The following is a 16,048-nucleotide window of genomic DNA, read 5'->3' on the forward strand; positions in this document are numbered from 1 at the left end:
CTATACCTTACAATCTCGATTTCCGTTTACAGTAAAGAGTCTATTATGAAACTGACGTTGATGTTTCGCGAATATTGCAGCCTCTGCCACAAAATGCGCGAACAGCTTAAACCATATCAAGAAAGATTTGGCTTTGAGCTGGAAATTCTTGATGTTGATGAAGATCCTGTCTTGGAGGAAAAATATAATGAACTTGTCCCTGTTTTGCTTGATGGCGAAACAGAAATTTGCCATTGGTTTTTGGATGGGGAAAAATTGAAAACCTTTTTGGAAACAAAATGTGATGGGGTATAACGGCTGAAAGTATTTCTGTTTTGATAAGTTGGTTTCGATAAATTGAAAACAGCTCGTCTGAAAAATTTTCAAAGAATTTCAGGATTTTGTTCTTACGCTACCGCTATATGAATAAAAGGCTGCCTGATTTTTATTTCAGACAACCTTTGAAATATCATGAGGGGTAAGCATCATCCCCTCTGTTTTGTTTAACCGGCTACGGGTGTAGTCGTCGGAGCAACCGGTTTTCCGGTGAAGGAGGCGCGTTTTGCGGCTTGGTAAATAGCCAGTCGTCTGCGATGTGGCATTATTTTTCCTTTCTGTGATTTAAAGGATTATCCCGAAATAAAGATGAATAAAATCATAAACTTACCGTTTAATAATCCTATCGTTGATTGTTTATTGGGCTTTTATCGCTTATTCAATATATTGTGAGATGTTAGATTATAATGATAGCTGTTTTTTATTTAAACTAAAAGATGAATTGTGTAAAGTTAAATACCTGTTTCGTAAGGCTTGACGTTTATATAAAAAAGCCCCTGATAACAGGGGCTTTTCAGTAAAGATTAGTCCAATTTACCGATGATGTCGTTTAAAGCTTTTTGCCAGTCAGAGGGTTTGATGCCGTAATCGTTTTCGATTTTTCGACAATCCATAATACTGTACTCGGGACGTGGTGCAGGAAGAGGATATTGATCAGTGGTGATGGGTGTTAATTGCGGCATTTTGAAATTATTGTCATGTTTTAGTGCTGTTTGAAAGATAGCTTGACTGAATTCATACCAAGTAACAGATTTGTTGCCGCCGAAGTGGTAGATCCCTCTAGAAGGCGATGGGTGTTGCAAAAGGGTAATGATGGCTTGCGCCAAATCCCCCGCATAGGTCGGGCATCCGATTTGATCGTTGACAACGGAAAGGCTGTCTCGTTCTTTTGCCAAGCGCAGCATGGTTTTAACAAAATTATTGCCGTATTCGCTAAATAGCCAAGAGGTACGGATAATCGTGCTTTCAGGATTAGCGGCAAGCGCGAGTAGTTCGCCGGCAGCTTTAGTGCGGCCATATACGCTTTGCGGATTGGTGTAGTCATGTTCACGATAGGGCGTTTTGCTTGTCCCGTCGAAAACGTAATCGGTCGATACATGGATAAATCGGGCATGAACAGAACGTGCTGCGTCGGCAAGATTGTGAACGGCTGCGGCGTTAACGGCAAATGCTGCAGGAACGTTTGTCTCTGCGCGATCGACAGCGGTATAGGCAGCGGCATTGACAATTGCATCGGGTTGAAAGCTTTGAACCATATTGCGTACAGCATCAGCATCCGTAATATCCAAGGAAGAGGAGTCAGTGGCAATCAGCTCCCAATTATCAGGAAGTCTGTCGCGGAAGCAGTGTGCGAGTTGTCCTTTAGAGCCTGTCAGCAGAGTCCTCATGGTATATCTCCTTAATGAATATTGTTTCGGCAAGATGGACATCATTATAGAGCAAACATCAGCTCTTAACAGCATTTTACGCCTTCACCGTTTTGAACTTATGTTTATCGGAAAATTTGAACGGGGTAAGGAACGATCGTTGCAATGTCTCGCTAATATTTGGTGGTAAGATAAGACGGATGATGAAAAATTTTGTTTGAAGGAGAAAAAAGGAATCTCTGTTGTGGAAAAAAACAATAAATAGTACGTTGAAATAAATAATATTATTTCGATAAAATAATCAATATCTTGTTTTTTAAAAAGGAATTATCATTAGAATAAAGTGTCAATTTAAATTTGATTGCTTTAAAAAATGTTTCCATTCGTCTGAAATTTCAACCGTTAGCGAATTGAAAAACAGTTAATCATGAAATATCACTAGAATAACAGTGTAGGCGGTTTGATCGATTTACATTTTGTCAAAAGGCCTATGCTTCTTAATTACACATATTTATTCTGGGAGTGATTTATCATGACTTATCATTATGGCGGCTATTCTTCTAAAGCCCACTTCAACTCATACTGTCCACCGGTTAAATCCTATAATCCTTACTGCCCTCCGAGCCATGGCGGATTCGGTTACAAAGGTAGTTTCCATAACTACGGATCTTCTCACGGCATCAAAGTAAATCACGGCAAAATCGGTCATGGTGCCTACTGCCCACCGCCGAAACCTGTGTACAAATGTATTATTATTGATTTCAACTGCAATCCGGGTAAACCTTATTACCCTAAACCGGCTCCAAAACCGGTTCCTCCGAAGCATGTTGATCCTTACTGCCCACCGGTTGAACCAAAACCACAGCCTCAACCACACCCGCAACCCCAACCTAAGCCGCAGCCACAACCTCAGCCGCAGCCTAAACCTCAACCGCAGCCCAAACCGCAGCCTAAACCCAACGATAAAGACTGCAAAGATTGTGTTGATGATCAAAACCAACAAAATACTTACGGACATGACGACAAAAATCCGGGCAACATTATTCATGTTGATGGTTCGACTAAAGATAAAAATGGTCTGACCAATACTGTAGGTACTGATAAGAAAGATACCATTTACGGTACTAGTGGCGAAGACGTGATTTATGGCGGCGACGGTGCCGATGTGATTTACGGCGGTGACGGCAACGACACTTTGCAAGGCGGTAACAACGGTGACTCTCTGTACGGTCAAGGCGGTAAAGACTACCTGCAAGGCGGTGAAGGCAACGACTACCTGAACGGTGGTGCCGACGCTGATATTATGCGCGGTGGTGATGGTAATGACGTTTACTTTGTTGATCACAAAGGCGACGAGGTTATCGAATATGGTAATTTAAACGGCGGTATTGATACTGTCCGTACAGTAATCGACTACACCCTGACCGACAACGTTGAGCACCTGTTCTTGCAAGGTTCCGGCAACCTCAGCGGTACCGGTAACGCTCTGAACAACGACATCAACGGCAACTCCGGCAACAACCACCTGTACGGCTTGGCAGGCGATGACTGCCTGGTGGGTAAAGACGGTAACGACTACCTCGACGGCGGCATCGGCAACGATGTCCTGATCGGCGGTACCGGCGACGACACCTACTTCTTCGATAAAGGTTACGGTCGCGACACCATCCAAGACGAAAGCGGTAACGATACCCTGCAATTCGGTAAAGGTGTTTCCGCTTCCGACGTATTGTTAAGCAAATCAGGCAACAACCTGACCGTATCTGTCGGCAACAGCGACTCTGTTACCATTGACGACTGGTTCTCCGGTAACAACCATAAGATCGAAAACTTCAAGTTTGCCGATGGCAGCACTTACGAAGTAACCGGTCATGGCGATTACTATTCTCTGTCAGCTGTAAACAGCATCCAACAACAAACCCAAGTGCCTAGCATCTAATCAGCTATACTTAGGATTGATAAGGTCGTCTGAAAGCGTCTGCATCCGTGCAAAACGTTTTCAGACGACCTATTTTGTAAACAATCTGACCCAAAAATCCAAATTCGGATAAAATAACGGAATCCTGTTTAAACCGAGTCAGCGAAGGGAGAAACCTGAAATGTCCGAAATCAGCTTGAAAAAGATTTACTCCGGAAAAGTACGCGATTTATACGAAATCGACAGCAAACGCATGTTGATGGTCGCATCCGACCGATTGTCTGCATTTGACGTGATTTTAGACAATCCGATTCCGGGTAAAGGAGAAATTCTGACGCAGATTTCCAATTTCTGGTTTCAAAAACTGGCGCATATCATGCCCAATCATTTTACCGGCGATACGGTTTATGACGTGTTGCCTGAACATGAAGCCAAAGCCATCGAGAAACGCGCGGTTGTTGCCAAAAAACTGACTCCTGTCAAAGTAGAGGCGATTGTGCGCGGTTATTTGGCGGGCAGCGGGTGGAAAGATTACCAAAAAAACGGTTCTGTCTGCGGCATCAAACTTACCGAAGGGATGAAAGAAGCGCAGCAGCTTCCGGAAGTGATTTTTACCCCGTCCACCAAGGCTGCCGTCGGCGATCATGATGAAAACATCAGTTTTGAAGAATGCGAACGCATTATCGGTAAAGAGTTGGCGGCTGAAGTGCGCGCTAAAGCCATTCGGCTTTATACGGAAGCCGCAGAATATGCAAAATCACGCGGTATCATCATATGCGATACCAAATTTGAATTCGGGCTGGATGAAAACGGTACATTAACCTTGATGGATGAAGTACTGACGCCCGATTCCAGCCGCTTTTGGCCGGCGGACCAATATCAAGTCGGCACCAATCCGCCGTCTTTTGACAAGCAATTTGTCCGAGATTGGCTGGAGCAAAGCGGTTGGAACAAAAAAGCTCCGGCGCCGGAAGTCCCTAGCGATGTGATTCAGAAAACAGTTGATAAATATTGGGAAGCATTAAATCTTTTAACCAAGGAATCATAAATTTGGTAAGAGGTTAGCGGATTCGGATTTCAAGTGTAACTTTCTATAAAAAAATAGGCCGGTATGAGGCAGCATATGGCTTTTCCTGAAAGTAAAGATTGCCATGAACCGCATACAACTGACGATACCCTATCCAAATACCTGTCACGCCACTGCATCATCACTGAAATCGCCAAACAGCTTAGTCAACATAAAAGACCAACAGCCGCGGAATCATGCGGCTCCCTCGTCGACCCAAAATCCCGCATCGGCGATTAGGTGGCCGACACCATCATCGGCAAAGATCAGAAAAGCGCATTATTGACCTTGGTAGAACGCGTTACCCGCTAACACCATCATCTGCAAATTGAAGAAATTAAAGGCCTGAGACACTGGCCGGGCAGCCGTTGGGGCTTAAAGGCACATAAAGACAGAATCCACACCATCACCATGGATAACGGCAAAGAGTTCTACCAACACACCAAAATAGCCAAGTTATTGAAGGCGGAAACCTATTTTTGCCGCCCTTACCATTCGTGGGAGAAAGGGCTGAATGAAAACACCAACGGACTCATCCGACAATATTTCCCCAAACAAACCGATTTCCGAAAAATTAGAAATCGGGAGATACGCAGGGTTCAAGGTGAGTTGAACCACCGGCCGAGAAAAACACTTGGCTGCGAAATGCCAAGTTTCATTCTTGAATTTGTTCCAACCACCGTAACTCAAGTTTGGCACTTGAAATCCGAATCCAAAAACCTTTTTATTGGATTCGCGATATTTAATGGGTAACGGATATACGTTCGATAATAATGGGTTTGATTGGGACGTTTTGATGGAAGCCGCGTGTTTCAGTCGGCGTTTTGCTGATTTGGCGTACGACATCCATGCCCGAGGTTACTTTGCCGAAGACGGCATAGCCGTAGCCTTGCGGGGTTTTGTTTTTGAAGTTGAGAAATGTATTGTCGGCAGTGTTGATGAAGAACTGGCTGGTGGCGGAATTAGGATCGCCGGTACGCGCCATGGCGATGGTGCCGACAGTGTTTTTTAAGCCGTTGTCCGCTTCGTTGATGACGGCTTTATCTGTGGCTTTTTGGGCAAGGTCCGGGGTAAAGCCGCCTCCTTGAATCATAAAGCCGTCGATAATGCGGTGGAAAACGGTGTTGTCGTAAAAGCCTTTGCGGGCGTAGCTGACGAAGTTGGCGACGGTTTTGGGTGCTTTGGTTTCGTCGAGCGACAGGCTGATGTTGCCCATATTGGTTTCGATGACGGCGCGTGTCTCGGCTTGGGCATTGAAGGCTGCGGCAAGGGCAAGGGCGGCGAAAGTGAGTTTGAGGGTTTTGTTCATTTGAGTGTTTCTCGTAGTGTGAAAATCAAACGTTATTATCGCGGATTTTATGTGAAATCTCTAAAAGGCGTTGTGAAATATTTTAAGGTCGTCTGAAAACGGATACAGCAAACTTCGTTTTCAGACGACCTTATGTGTTGCGCAGCGGCTTATTGTTTGGCTGCTTCGATTTGAATGTCGATGCGGACGTTTTTGGTCATGCCTGCATCAACCAGATAGTCCACGCCCCATTTGGTGCGGTCGATGGTGGTGCTGAAGTCGCCGCCGCAGACTTCGGTTTTCGCCATCGGGCTTTGGTAGCAGTTGAATTTTTCGGCTTTGAGTTTGACGGGGGCGGTTTTGCCGTGCATGGTCAGATTGCCGTCAACGGAGAGCAGTTTTTTGCCGTTGAAGTTGAATTTGGTGGAAACGAAGCGGATGTTCGGGTATTTGGCGGCGTCAAAGATGTCGGCGGATTTTAAGTGGTCGGTAAAGTGTTGCGAACCGCTTTGCAGGTTGGCAACGGGGATGGTGATGTCGATTTTGCCGGTGCGTTTTGCTTGATCGAAATCGACAGAGCCGGTCAGACCGTAGAAACCGCCGACGTTGGTGCTGGTGTTGAAGTGGTCGATGGCGAAACGGGCGTTGGCGTGGTGTTCGTCCACTTTGTAGGTGGCGGCGGAGACAGTACCGATGGCGGCGGCTGCGAGTGCGGCGAAGATGATTTTTTTCATGATTCTTGTCCTTTGTGTGAGGTTGTAAAGGGATTTATCTTAACATAGGAAAGGGTAAGAATCATTTCTTACGGGTGAACGGTGAGTTTACTAATATTTGATAAAAAGGTCGTCTGAAACCGATATTTCGGTTTTCAGACGACCTGTGACTTTTATCGGGATCACAACTGGTCTTTTTGTGCCAGAATCCTGCGGCTGCCGTTGATGTCGGCGGAGGAAACGACGCCGGCGTTTTCGAGCGCTTCCATCAGGTTGGCGGCGCGGTTGTAGCCGATGCGCAACTGGCGTTGCAGGGAGGAGATGGAGGTTTTTTTGCTTTCCAAAATGTAGGCGACGGCTTGGTCGAACAATTCGTCGCTGCCTGCATTCGGATTGACGATGTTGGTGGTTTCCAGCGCGGCTTCACCGCTGAGCAAACCTTCGACATAGTCAGCGGGGGCTTGCGATTTGACGTAGTTGACGACTTGATGCACTTCGTCGTCTGAAACGAACGCGCCTTGCAGGCGGGTCGGTTCGGCGCTGCCCGGTTGCAGGAACAGGGAGTCGCCGTATTTCAGCAGTTCGTCCGCGCCCATTTGGTCGAGGATGGTACGGCTGTCGATTTTACTTTGTACGGTAAACGCCATACGCGTCGGGATATTCGCTTTAATCAAGCCGGTGACGACATCGACGCTCGGTCGTTGGGTCGCGACAATCATATGGATACCGGCAGCACGCGCTTTTTGGGCGAGGCGGGCAATTTGTTGCTCGACGGCTTTGCGTTCGGTCATCATCAGGTCTGCCAACTCATCGATAACGACCACAATCATCGGCAGTTTTTCCAGCGGCTCGGGGTCGTCCGGATTCAGACTGAACGGGTTGGGCATGGGTTTGCCCGATGCTTTGGCGGCTTCGACTTTTTGGTTGAAGCCTTCCAGATTACGCACGCCGGCGTGGGAAAGCAGGCGGTAGCGTTTTTCCATTTCGGCAACACACCAATTCAACGCCTGCCCCGCTTCGCGCATATCGGTAACGACCGGGCAGAGTAAATGCGGAATACCGTCGTAAATGCTCAATTCGAGCATTTTCGGGTCAATCATGATGAAGCGGACTTCGTCGGGCGTGGCTTTGAAAAGCATGGACATAATCATGCCGTTCACACCGACGGATTTGCCCGAACCGGTCATACCGGCGACCAAAAGGTGCGGCATTTTTGCCAAATCGCCGACGACGGGCGTACCGGAGATGTCTTTACCCAGTGCGACGGTCAGCTTGGATTTGGCTTCGGTAAACACGGGCGAAGACAAGATTTCGCTCAACATCACATCTTGGCGTTTTTCGTTGGGCAACTCAATGCCCATAGTGTTTTTGCCCGCAATGGTTTCCACGATGCGCACGGATTGCAGCGACATGGAACGCGCCAAATCTTTAGACAGGGCAACGATTTGGCTGCCTTTTATGCCTTGCGCGGGTTCGATTTCATAACGCGTAATCACAGGGCCGGAAGTGGCGGACACGACTTGCACGCCGATGCCAAATTCTGCCAGCTTGGATTCAATCAGTTCGGCAGTGCGCTCCAATTCGGCAGGATTGATGCTGACGGGTTCGCCGTTGGGCAGGCGCAGCAGGTTCATGCTGGGTTTGTGGTATTCGCCTGTCTGTTGCGGCTCGTTGTCTTCAAACAAAGAAGCCTGAATTTTGGGTGGTGGCGCGACGGAGACCGCAACGGATTTGCGGTTGCTGGTGCTGCCTGCAAGCGGAGTAACGGGCGTGGCGGTGATGTTTTTGGCTTCTTTCACCATGCGGCGGGTGTTTTCCGTTTCCAAGGCTTCGGCGGTCGAGCCGTCGTCCTTGCGTCTGCCCAATGCCTTTTTCAGACGACCCCAAATGCCTGAAAACAGGCTTTCGGTATTGCGTCCAGTTTTTGCCATGACTTCCAGCCAAGACACTTGCGCCAGCAAGGAAACGGAAAGCAGCAGCATGACGCACATAATCAGCAGGCTGCCGGATTTGCCCAGCAGCCAAGCCAAGCCCGAACCTGCCAAAGCGCCGACCAAACCGCCCGCACCGACAGGCAGGGTTTCGTCCAAAGTATTTTGAAGGGTGAAATATTCGAGAATCGGGCTGCACACCAAAAGCAGGAACAAAGCCAGCGCGGCAACGCCATGGTTGTACGATTTGTAGTTTTCGCGCTTTTGCAGCGGGCGGAAATTTTTATAGAGGAAAACGCACGAAGCGGCGATCCACCACCAAAACGACAGACCAAAAAGATAATAGCCGACATCAGAAACATACGCGCCAAACAGCCCGCCGAAATTGGCGATGTCGTCCGATTTCGGCACGCTGCGCGACCATGCGGGGTCGGTCATTTTGAAGCTGGCGAGGGAAATGGCGATGAAGACCGTCACCATCAGCCCGAAGAGCCACAGCGCGTCGTTAATCAGATTGACGACATGCTCGGGGCGCGCTTTTTTTTCTTCATTTTTTTGCAGCGCTTTGGCAGCCTTCAAACGCTCGGAAACCTTGTTCGGCTCTGTCTGCGCCTTCGTTTGGCTTTGACGGAGCGTGCTCGGTTTGGCGTTTGTTTTGGCTTTAGTTTTTGATGCGGTTTTAGAGGGTTTTGCGGTCATGGATGGATTTTTGGTATTCGGTATAGGTCGTCTGAAAAGGGAAAACCGACGGGGAATCAATCCGTCGGGTGTAATGTGTGTAAGGTTTAAATTATACCGTATTTACCGTTTCTTATAAAACAAGGTCGTCTGAAAAGGTTTTCAGACGACCTTGTTGTCCTAATTAGACTTTAGAACAGGTTGCTGACAAAAATCAGCAAAATCACCAACGGCACAAGGTATTTCACATAAGCAAACCAAATATTGACCGTCGTATGGTTGCCTTTATAAAGCAATTCGTCCTTCGCTTCGTCCTTCATCACGAAACCGACAAACAGCGCGGAGCCGAGCGCGGTCAGCATAAACAAGATATTGCCACTGATGTAGTCAAAGGCATCGAAAATATTTTTGCCGAACACGGAAACATCTTTCCACGGACCATAGCTTAAAATGGACGGAATATTGCCGAAGATAAAGATGGCAGCCAATACAATCGTAATCGCGGCGGTACGGCGGATTTTGGTTTTTTCCTGAATGGTCGTAATCAACACTTCATAAATGGTCAGCGAAGTCGTCAGCGCGGCAATCAGAAGCAGCGAGAAGAAAATCACGGCGAACACAGGTCCCGCCCACATATTTGAGAACACAATCGGCAGGCTTTGGAACACCAAAGTCGGGCCGGAATTGGGCGCGACGCCGAAGCTGAAGAGCGACGGGAAAATCATAAAGCCCGCAAGTACGGCGATGATGGTATTGGTAATTGCCGTAATGACTGCGGTTTGCACCAGATTTTCGTTTTTATCCAAATAGCTGGACAAAGTAATCATCACGCCGAAACCCAAGCTCAAGGCAAAGAATACCTGCCCCAAAACGAAGACGAAAAGTTCGGCGGTAATCTTGCTGAAATCAGGCTTCAGATAGAAAGTAATCCCTTCCATCGCGCCCGGCAGGGTAACGTTGCGCACGACCATGGCAATCAGGAATAAAAACAGCAGCGGCATCAGGTATTTCGCCGCTTTTTCAATACCGCCGATAACACCTTTGACCAAAATCCATTGGTTCACCGCCACAAACAGCAGCGTATAAAAGGCAATTTCCCAAGGGCTGTTTTCGATGTGTTCGGTAAAGAAGCTTTTCGTTATTTCGCCGCTGACAGGGCTGGAAATATTCAGATTTCCGCTAATAATATTAACGATATAGCTGATCACCCAACCGCCGAGCACCATGTAATAAGCCATAATGCCGAACGCGCCGAGTAAGCCCATCCAGCCGATCAGTTTCCAAATTTTGGCGACAGGTTTGCCGTTCAACGAGCCGCCGAACGCGTCCAGCGCGTTCACACCTTTGCGCCGTCCGATGACGTTTTCCACCAAAATCATCGGAATACCGATAACAAACATGGCGATACAGAATAAAAACACATACGCGCCGCCGCCGTTTTCACCGACCAAATACGGGAAACGCCACGTCGCGCCGAAGCCGACAGTCGCGCCGGCAACGGTAAGGATATAAGTCAAACGGTTGGACCAAGTTTGACGGGGTTGGTTGGAAGACATAAAACACCATCTGCCTTGTTGGGAAAACTTGAAATTATACGCGAACGGATTAACGGTTCTTAACTGAATATCAAAAAGCTTTATAGTGGATATATCTAGTAAATTTGTATTTTTCAGAGGATAACCATAAATATGAAGGTTATCTGAAAATAAAACAGGGGATATAGCTGGATACATCGGTAAATCAATGTCATTTTCTACCCCATTAAAATGGCAGTGTTCGTACTCGAAACCACGATATGAAAAAACCTGCTTTGATCATGAAATCAAAGCAGGTTTTGATATTTGGTCGGAATGAGAGGATTCGAACCTCCGACCCCTTCGTCCCGAACGAAGTGCGCTACCGGGCTGCGCTACATTCCGAATGAGCAGGCATTATAGAGGAATTTTCGGCAGGATGCACGGATTTTGTCGGAGAAACTGTCGGGATTCGGATAAATATTTGGATAATAAACATCTTATCGATATATCTATCGGCTTGGGTTTGAAAAGGTGGGAAATACTTACCGTTTTTCACATTTTCCTTGCTTGAAAGCAGGGATTTTATCTTTATGTTAGTATCCGCTATGGCTTCGAATATAAATACGGATTGGTCAGAATCGCTTCGGCTTAGAGATTAAGGAACAGTAATTATGCAATTTTTCGGTATCGGTTTTTTGGTTTTGATTTTTTTGGAAATCATGTCGATTGTCTGGGTTGCCGACTGGCTTGGCGGCAGCGTGGCGTTGCTGCTGATGGTCGTCAGTTTCGTATCCGGCGTATTTATGTTGCGCAATACGGGTCTGTCCGGCATTTTACTGGCAGGAGCGACGATACGGAGCGGAGGAAAGGTTTCGCTTTATCAGATGCTATGGCCGATACGCTATGCTGTGGCAGCGGTGTGCCTGATGAGTCCGGGCTTTATTTCGACGGGATTGGCATTATTGCTGTTGTTGCCGTTTAAAGGTCGCCCGGTTGTGCAAGCGGAGACGGATGGGAATATATTTGGGCAGCGGCCGTTTTCAACTAAAGCACAAGATGATGATGTGATTGAGGGCGAATATACGGTAACGGGTGAAGATTCGGATACGAAGCATCAGGCTTACATCGAACATAAAAAAGATTGAGATACGGAATCTGTCAGCCGGAATGGTTGGCTTGAAATAAAAAGGTCGTCTGAAAATATTTTCAGACGACCTTTTGTCATTGTTGCCGAATTAACGGCGACGACCGAATCCGCGACCCATCGGGCGGCGGTAGTTGGAAGGTTGTTGGGTGGTTTGACGGTAGCGGGGTTGTTGTTGAGCCTGCTGCGCGGGGATGCTGCGGGTATTCAGTTGCTGGCTGGTACGGCCGTTTGGACGGGCAGTTTGGTAGTAATGGGTACGGGCGCGCTGTGCAATCGGGCTGTTTTGGTTGTTCGCACGGGTGAATTTGTTTGCCAATGCATTACCGATAAACGCGCCTGCGGCTGTACCGATCAGGCTTTGAAGCAGCCAGCTTCCTGTGGATTGGTCGTAAATATATTGTTGTCCGTCTTTGCCGGTAACGGGTTGACCGTTGTTGCCGTTAGCTTGCGCTTCGACAGGGATGGTGTCTTGTACGGCTTCGGGAGTGAGTTGGTAAACGGTATTGTCCTGCTGGCCGTTTTGCTGTGCCAATTGTTGTTGCAGGGCTTCGATTTGTTTTTGCTGCTGTTCAAGCTGTGCTTGCGTATTGTCTTTGCAGGCGGCAAGGGCGAAAGCGGAGAGCGCGGCTAAGGTGATAATTTTTTTCATTGTTGTGTGTTTCCTTGGTCGGTTGTCATTAATGCCGTCTTATGTAAGTCGGCGGCGTGGTTCTAAGCGCGTGGCCTGCCTGCCATATGGTGTGTTTTGGGGATTTATCAAGCAAGGTTTCTCTTTTTTACAATGGGAGTTTCGGTAGTTTGGCTGCAAAAGCAAGACTGTCGGCAACAATATTTCCTTGAGGTTTCACTTCGTGTTCGGTTTCCATAATAAGCAGTTTGTCGGGGCGGCGGGCGTGCAGGCTCATGTGCATTTCAGCGGGGGAGAAGGGGAGGTGATGGTGTTTGGCAAATGTTTGTGCGCGTTGATTGGCGGTTTTGAGCATGGGCATCAGGGTGATGTCGAGATGGAAGCGGCGAACACCCAAAATAAGGATGCGTGCGGCGAAGAAGTCGGCTTCTTCCGTAAACACGGCGGGACTGTTGCAGTTGAAGTCGTGGCGTTCGGCTGCAATCAATGTGGCGAGAGAGCGGATTTGCGGAATCAAGGCCTCGCTGATAAGGCCAGAAGTTTGGGGAACGGGGTCGTCTGAAAATGTGTTGTGGCTGTTGCCGTCAACAATCATATGGCAGCGGTGGAGGGTTTGTGGACGTCTTTGGATATTTGCAGAGAGGTTCATGGCTTTTCCTTTATTTACAACTGTTCGCATCGTTTATTGGGATTGGCGGCCACGAAGGGTATAAAAAAAGCCGCTCAATCAGGGCGGCTCTTGTTTTGCTGTTCATTTCCGTCTGTTTCAGACAAGCGCAAAAAAGTACCGCACATTTGTGTGGTACCAATAGAAGAATGCGTTTGAATGCTTAGCGGTTTGCATGACGGTATTTTGCTGGATATTGAATATATATGCGCTGAATTCTAAATCAGAAAGTCGAATAATTTCAATACTTGATGGATAAATTTGATTAATAATTTTTCAACTTTTTGTAATTAATGGAATTTATTTTTAAGCTGTGTATGGAAAGGCGCATTGTATGCGGATGTTGGGGAAAGTATCATCGCTTGGGTAGGTTTGATGCCTTATATTTTAAATAGGTCGTCTGAAAACGGGCAATGCCGGTTTTCAGACGACCTTTGCGTTTTTAAGCTGCCTCAATCATCAGGCGATTTCGAGCCACATCACTTGGTAGGGGCGCAGCACCAAATCTTGATTCAATGCCACGGTTTCGCCGCTGATGAGGTCTTTGGCGCGGGCGGGCATGGCTTGCAGGGTGTGCGCGCTGATGGTTTGCGGGTGTTCGCTGAAGTTGCCGAACGCCAACAGCGCATTGTTTCGGATGTAGCCGATGATGTGTTTGTTGTTGGTGTTGAAAGTAACCAGACGGCCGCCGTTCAAACGCGGGTTGTTTTGGCGGATGTCTATCATGTGGCGCAGGCCTTGATAGATTTGCCCTGCCGCGGTTGACGGGTCGTGGCGCTGTTCGTACAACTCGGCGTTGTAACGCGGACGGTGCGCCCAGCGGCTGTCGTCGCTCTTATTGCTGTCGCTTGACCAGTCGTCGTCGTTGAGCGTACCGACTTCGTCGCCGAGATAAATCAGCGGCAGACCGCCGGTACTCAGGGCGATGCTGTACAAGAGTTTGATGCGGTCAACGGCGTGGGGGTCGTGTTGCGCCAAACCGGCGAGGGCGGCGGCAGTGCCGCTGACGCGGCAGTCGCCGGTGTTGGGGTTGTATTGGAAGGGGACGCCGCGCGCGAAGCTGCCGTCGAAATGGTTGACGAAGAAGCGGTTGAGGAATTGGCGGTGGTCGTAACCGTGGATGCCGAATTGCGATGCGTCTTCGTCGGCAAACGTCCAGCCGATGTCGTCATGGCTGCGGACGTAGTTGACCCATGCGGTATGGTTGGGCAGGTTGTGGCGGTAGGAAAGGGCTTGGTGGAGCAGGTTGACCTCGCGGGTGGCGAGGGTGTTCCACAACAATGCCATTTGCAGCGGGTTGTAGCCGATTTGGCATTCGTCTTGTCCGATGTATTGAACGACTTGGTCGGGGTGGACGATGGCTTCGGATTTGAAGAACACGGCAGGTGCGGCGATGCGCATGACGGCGTTGAACGCGCGGATTAAGGCATGGGCTTGCGGCAGGTTTTCACAATCCGTGCCCATTTGTTTCCAAATAAAGGCAACGGCGTCCATACGCAGGATGTCAACGCCCAAATTGGCGAGGAACATCATTTCGCCCGCCATGGCGCGGAATACCCAAGGATTGCTGTAATTCAAATCCCATTGGAAGGAATTGAACGTCGTCCATACCCAGCGTCCGTCTTCTAATTGGGAGAAGCCGCCCGGATGCTGGTCGGGGAAGATTTCGCGTAGGGTGCGGTCGTATTGGTCGGGCATCCAGCGGTCGGGGAAAATATAGTAGAAATTATCGAAAAGCGGATTGCCGGAGGCGCAGCCTTTTGCCCATTCGTGTTCGTTGGACGTGTGGTTGAAGATGAAATCGACGACGGCGGAAATGCCCGCTTTGTGCAGCGCGGCAATGACATCGCGCAAATCGTCTATCGTACCCAAAGCCGGATTGACGTCGCGGTAGCTGCTGACTGCATAGCCGCCATCGCTTTTGCCCTCAGGGCATTTAAACAGGGGCATCATGTGCAGATAGGTCAGCCCCAGCTCTTGAAAATAAGGAATTTTGGCTTTCAAGCCTTTCAAATCGCCCGCGAACAAATCGACATAACACACGCCGCCGACTTGTTTATTGGACAAAATCCAATCGGGGTCATTCTCACGCGTGGCATCGATGGCTTTCAGAGACTTGTCGCGTTGGGAATAGCTTTGCCATGCTTGTGCAATCAGTTGTTCCAGCATGGGCAGGACGGCTTCGTTGTCGTTGTAAACGTTGTCCAGCTCGTGCATCAGCTTGGGAAAATGCTCGTTCAAACGTCTGTCAAACTGTTTCCAGTCTTCGGAAGCTTCGACGGTCGCACGCTGCTGGGGGCTGTATTCTGCCAAGGCGCGCTCTTTGAGATGATGCAGGGTCAAATCGACCTGTTGGGTCTGGGTCAACATGATGTTTACTCCGAGTTGAGGTTGGATTTGTTTGGAAGCCTGATTCCGGCGGGAACGCTGGCCGGAGACAGGCTTATCATACTTTAAGAAACTACTTGTGAACAGAGTTTGGAGAGGAGTAACCGCATTGTTTTATGTGGAATTTTTTTAAATCTAGGGCGGCGGGTGTGCTTGGGGTAACTGTATATATTATTTAGAGAAAAATTTCATGTATGGAAGACGGTAGGGCAGGGGGATGTTTGGGACGAAGGGGGGGTGGAATATCGGATACCTGTCGGATGATTTGGTTTACAAAGGTTTATGACGAGCGCGGAAAGGCTGGATTAATAGTGAAATCAGACGGATGAAAACAATTTCCTTTGACGGAAGTCAAATGATTGGGATGACATGAAGGAATGAATAGAAAAGGTTTTCAGAGGTCGTCTGAAAACCTTTTCTCTTGT

At 48.3% G+C, this 16,048-nt stretch carries 12 protein-coding genes, 1 tRNA gene and 1 pseudogene; 5 read left to right on the forward strand and 9 right to left on the reverse strand.

What is annotated here, in order from left to right:
• Positions 1 to 45: 45 nt before the first annotated feature.
• Positions 46 to 294 (forward strand): glutaredoxin family protein, encoded by a 249-nt coding sequence (locus RSJ68_03195; protein ID WNU97752.1) that lies wholly within the window; start codon positions 46 to 48, stop codon positions 292 to 294.
• Between the two features lie 545 nt (positions 295 to 839).
• On the opposite strand, the gene rfbD is transcribed toward RSJ68_03195, so the two are convergent.
• Complete coding sequence (gene rfbD / locus RSJ68_03200; GenBank protein WNU97753.1) at positions 840 to 1,703, reverse strand: dTDP-4-dehydrorhamnose reductase; 864 nt, start codon at positions 1,701 to 1,703, stop codon at positions 840 to 842.
• Positions 1,704 to 2,214: 511 nt separating this feature from the next.
• Between rfbD and RSJ68_03205 the strand changes: the two genes are divergently transcribed.
• The 3 genes and pseudogenes from RSJ68_03205 (at position 2,215) to RSJ68_03215 (ending at position 5,351) form a co-directional block, all read left to right on the forward strand.
• Positions 2,215 to 3,621 carry a calcium-binding protein gene (locus RSJ68_03205; protein ID WNU97754.1) on the forward strand — a complete coding sequence of 469 codons (1,407 nt, stop codon included), beginning with the start codon at positions 2,215 to 2,217 and terminating at the stop codon, positions 3,619 to 3,621.
• Positions 3,622 to 3,781: 160 nt separating this feature from the next.
• Positions 3,782 to 4,648, forward strand: coding sequence for a phosphoribosylaminoimidazolesuccinocarboxamide synthase (locus RSJ68_03210; protein WNU97755.1), 867 nt, complete (start codon positions 3,782 to 3,784; stop codon positions 4,646 to 4,648).
• 210 nt (positions 4,649 to 4,858) lie between these two features.
• Positions 4,859 to 5,351: pseudogene (locus RSJ68_03215) on the forward strand (IS30 family transposase).
• Between the two features lie 57 nt (positions 5,352 to 5,408).
• On the opposite strand, the gene RSJ68_03220 reads toward RSJ68_03215, so the two are convergent.
• The 5 genes from RSJ68_03220 to RSJ68_03240 all read right to left on the reverse strand — a co-directional run bounded on the left by RSJ68_03220 (position 5,409) and on the right by RSJ68_03240 (position 11,195).
• Positions 5,409 to 5,975 carry a peptidylprolyl isomerase gene (locus RSJ68_03220; GenBank protein ID WNU97756.1) on the reverse strand — a complete coding sequence of 189 codons (567 nt, stop codon included), beginning with the start codon at positions 5,973 to 5,975 and terminating at the stop codon, positions 5,409 to 5,411.
• A gap of 149 nt (positions 5,976 to 6,124) precedes the next feature.
• The gene (locus RSJ68_03225) at positions 6,125 to 6,688 is read right to left on the reverse strand and encodes a YceI family protein (GenBank protein WNU97757.1); all 564 of its coding nucleotides are present in this window, start codon (positions 6,686 to 6,688) and stop codon (positions 6,125 to 6,127) included.
• A gap of 161 nt (positions 6,689 to 6,849) precedes the next feature.
• On the reverse strand, positions 6,850 to 9,297 hold the full coding sequence (locus tag RSJ68_03230) for a DNA translocase FtsK 4TM domain-containing protein (GenBank protein ID WNU97758.1): 2,448 nt from the start codon (positions 9,295 to 9,297) through the stop codon (positions 6,850 to 6,852).
• A 170-nt stretch (positions 9,298 to 9,467) separates the two neighbouring features.
• Positions 9,468 to 10,832 (reverse strand): sodium-dependent transporter, encoded by a 1,365-nt coding sequence (locus tag RSJ68_03235; GenBank protein WNU97759.1) that lies wholly within the window; start codon positions 10,830 to 10,832, stop codon positions 9,468 to 9,470.
• Positions 10,833 to 11,118: 286 nt separating this feature from the next.
• Positions 11,119 to 11,195: transfer RNA gene (locus RSJ68_03240), tRNA-Pro, on the reverse strand.
• Between the two features lie 269 nt (positions 11,196 to 11,464).
• Here RSJ68_03240 and RSJ68_03245 point away from each other — a divergent pair.
• Positions 11,465 to 11,938, forward strand: coding sequence for an FxsA family protein (locus RSJ68_03245; GenBank protein WNU97760.1), 474 nt, complete (start codon positions 11,465 to 11,467; stop codon positions 11,936 to 11,938).
• Between the two features lie 90 nt (positions 11,939 to 12,028).
• Here the strand turns inward: RSJ68_03245 and RSJ68_03250 are convergent, their stop codons facing one another.
• The 3 genes from RSJ68_03250 to RSJ68_03260 all read right to left on the reverse strand — a co-directional run bounded on the left by RSJ68_03250 (position 12,029) and on the right by RSJ68_03260 (position 15,605).
• Complete coding sequence (locus RSJ68_03250) at positions 12,029 to 12,589, reverse strand: hypothetical protein (GenBank protein WNU97761.1); 561 nt, start codon at positions 12,587 to 12,589, stop codon at positions 12,029 to 12,031.
• A 127-nt stretch (positions 12,590 to 12,716) separates the two neighbouring features.
• Complete coding sequence (locus RSJ68_03255; GenBank protein WNU97762.1) at positions 12,717 to 13,217, reverse strand: hypothetical protein; 501 nt, start codon at positions 13,215 to 13,217, stop codon at positions 12,717 to 12,719.
• A gap of 477 nt (positions 13,218 to 13,694) precedes the next feature.
• Positions 13,695 to 15,605, reverse strand: a complete 1,911-nt coding sequence (locus tag RSJ68_03260) for an alpha-amylase family protein (protein ID WNU97763.1) — start codon at positions 15,603 to 15,605, stop codon at positions 13,695 to 13,697.
• Positions 15,606 to 16,048 lie beyond the last annotated feature (443 nt).

The organism is Neisseria sp. DTU_2020_1000833_1_SI_GRL_NUU_006, from assembly GCA_032388755.1.
In the GTDB taxonomy this organism is placed as follows: domain Bacteria; phylum Pseudomonadota; class Gammaproteobacteria; order Burkholderiales; family Neisseriaceae; genus Neisseria; species Neisseria sicca_C.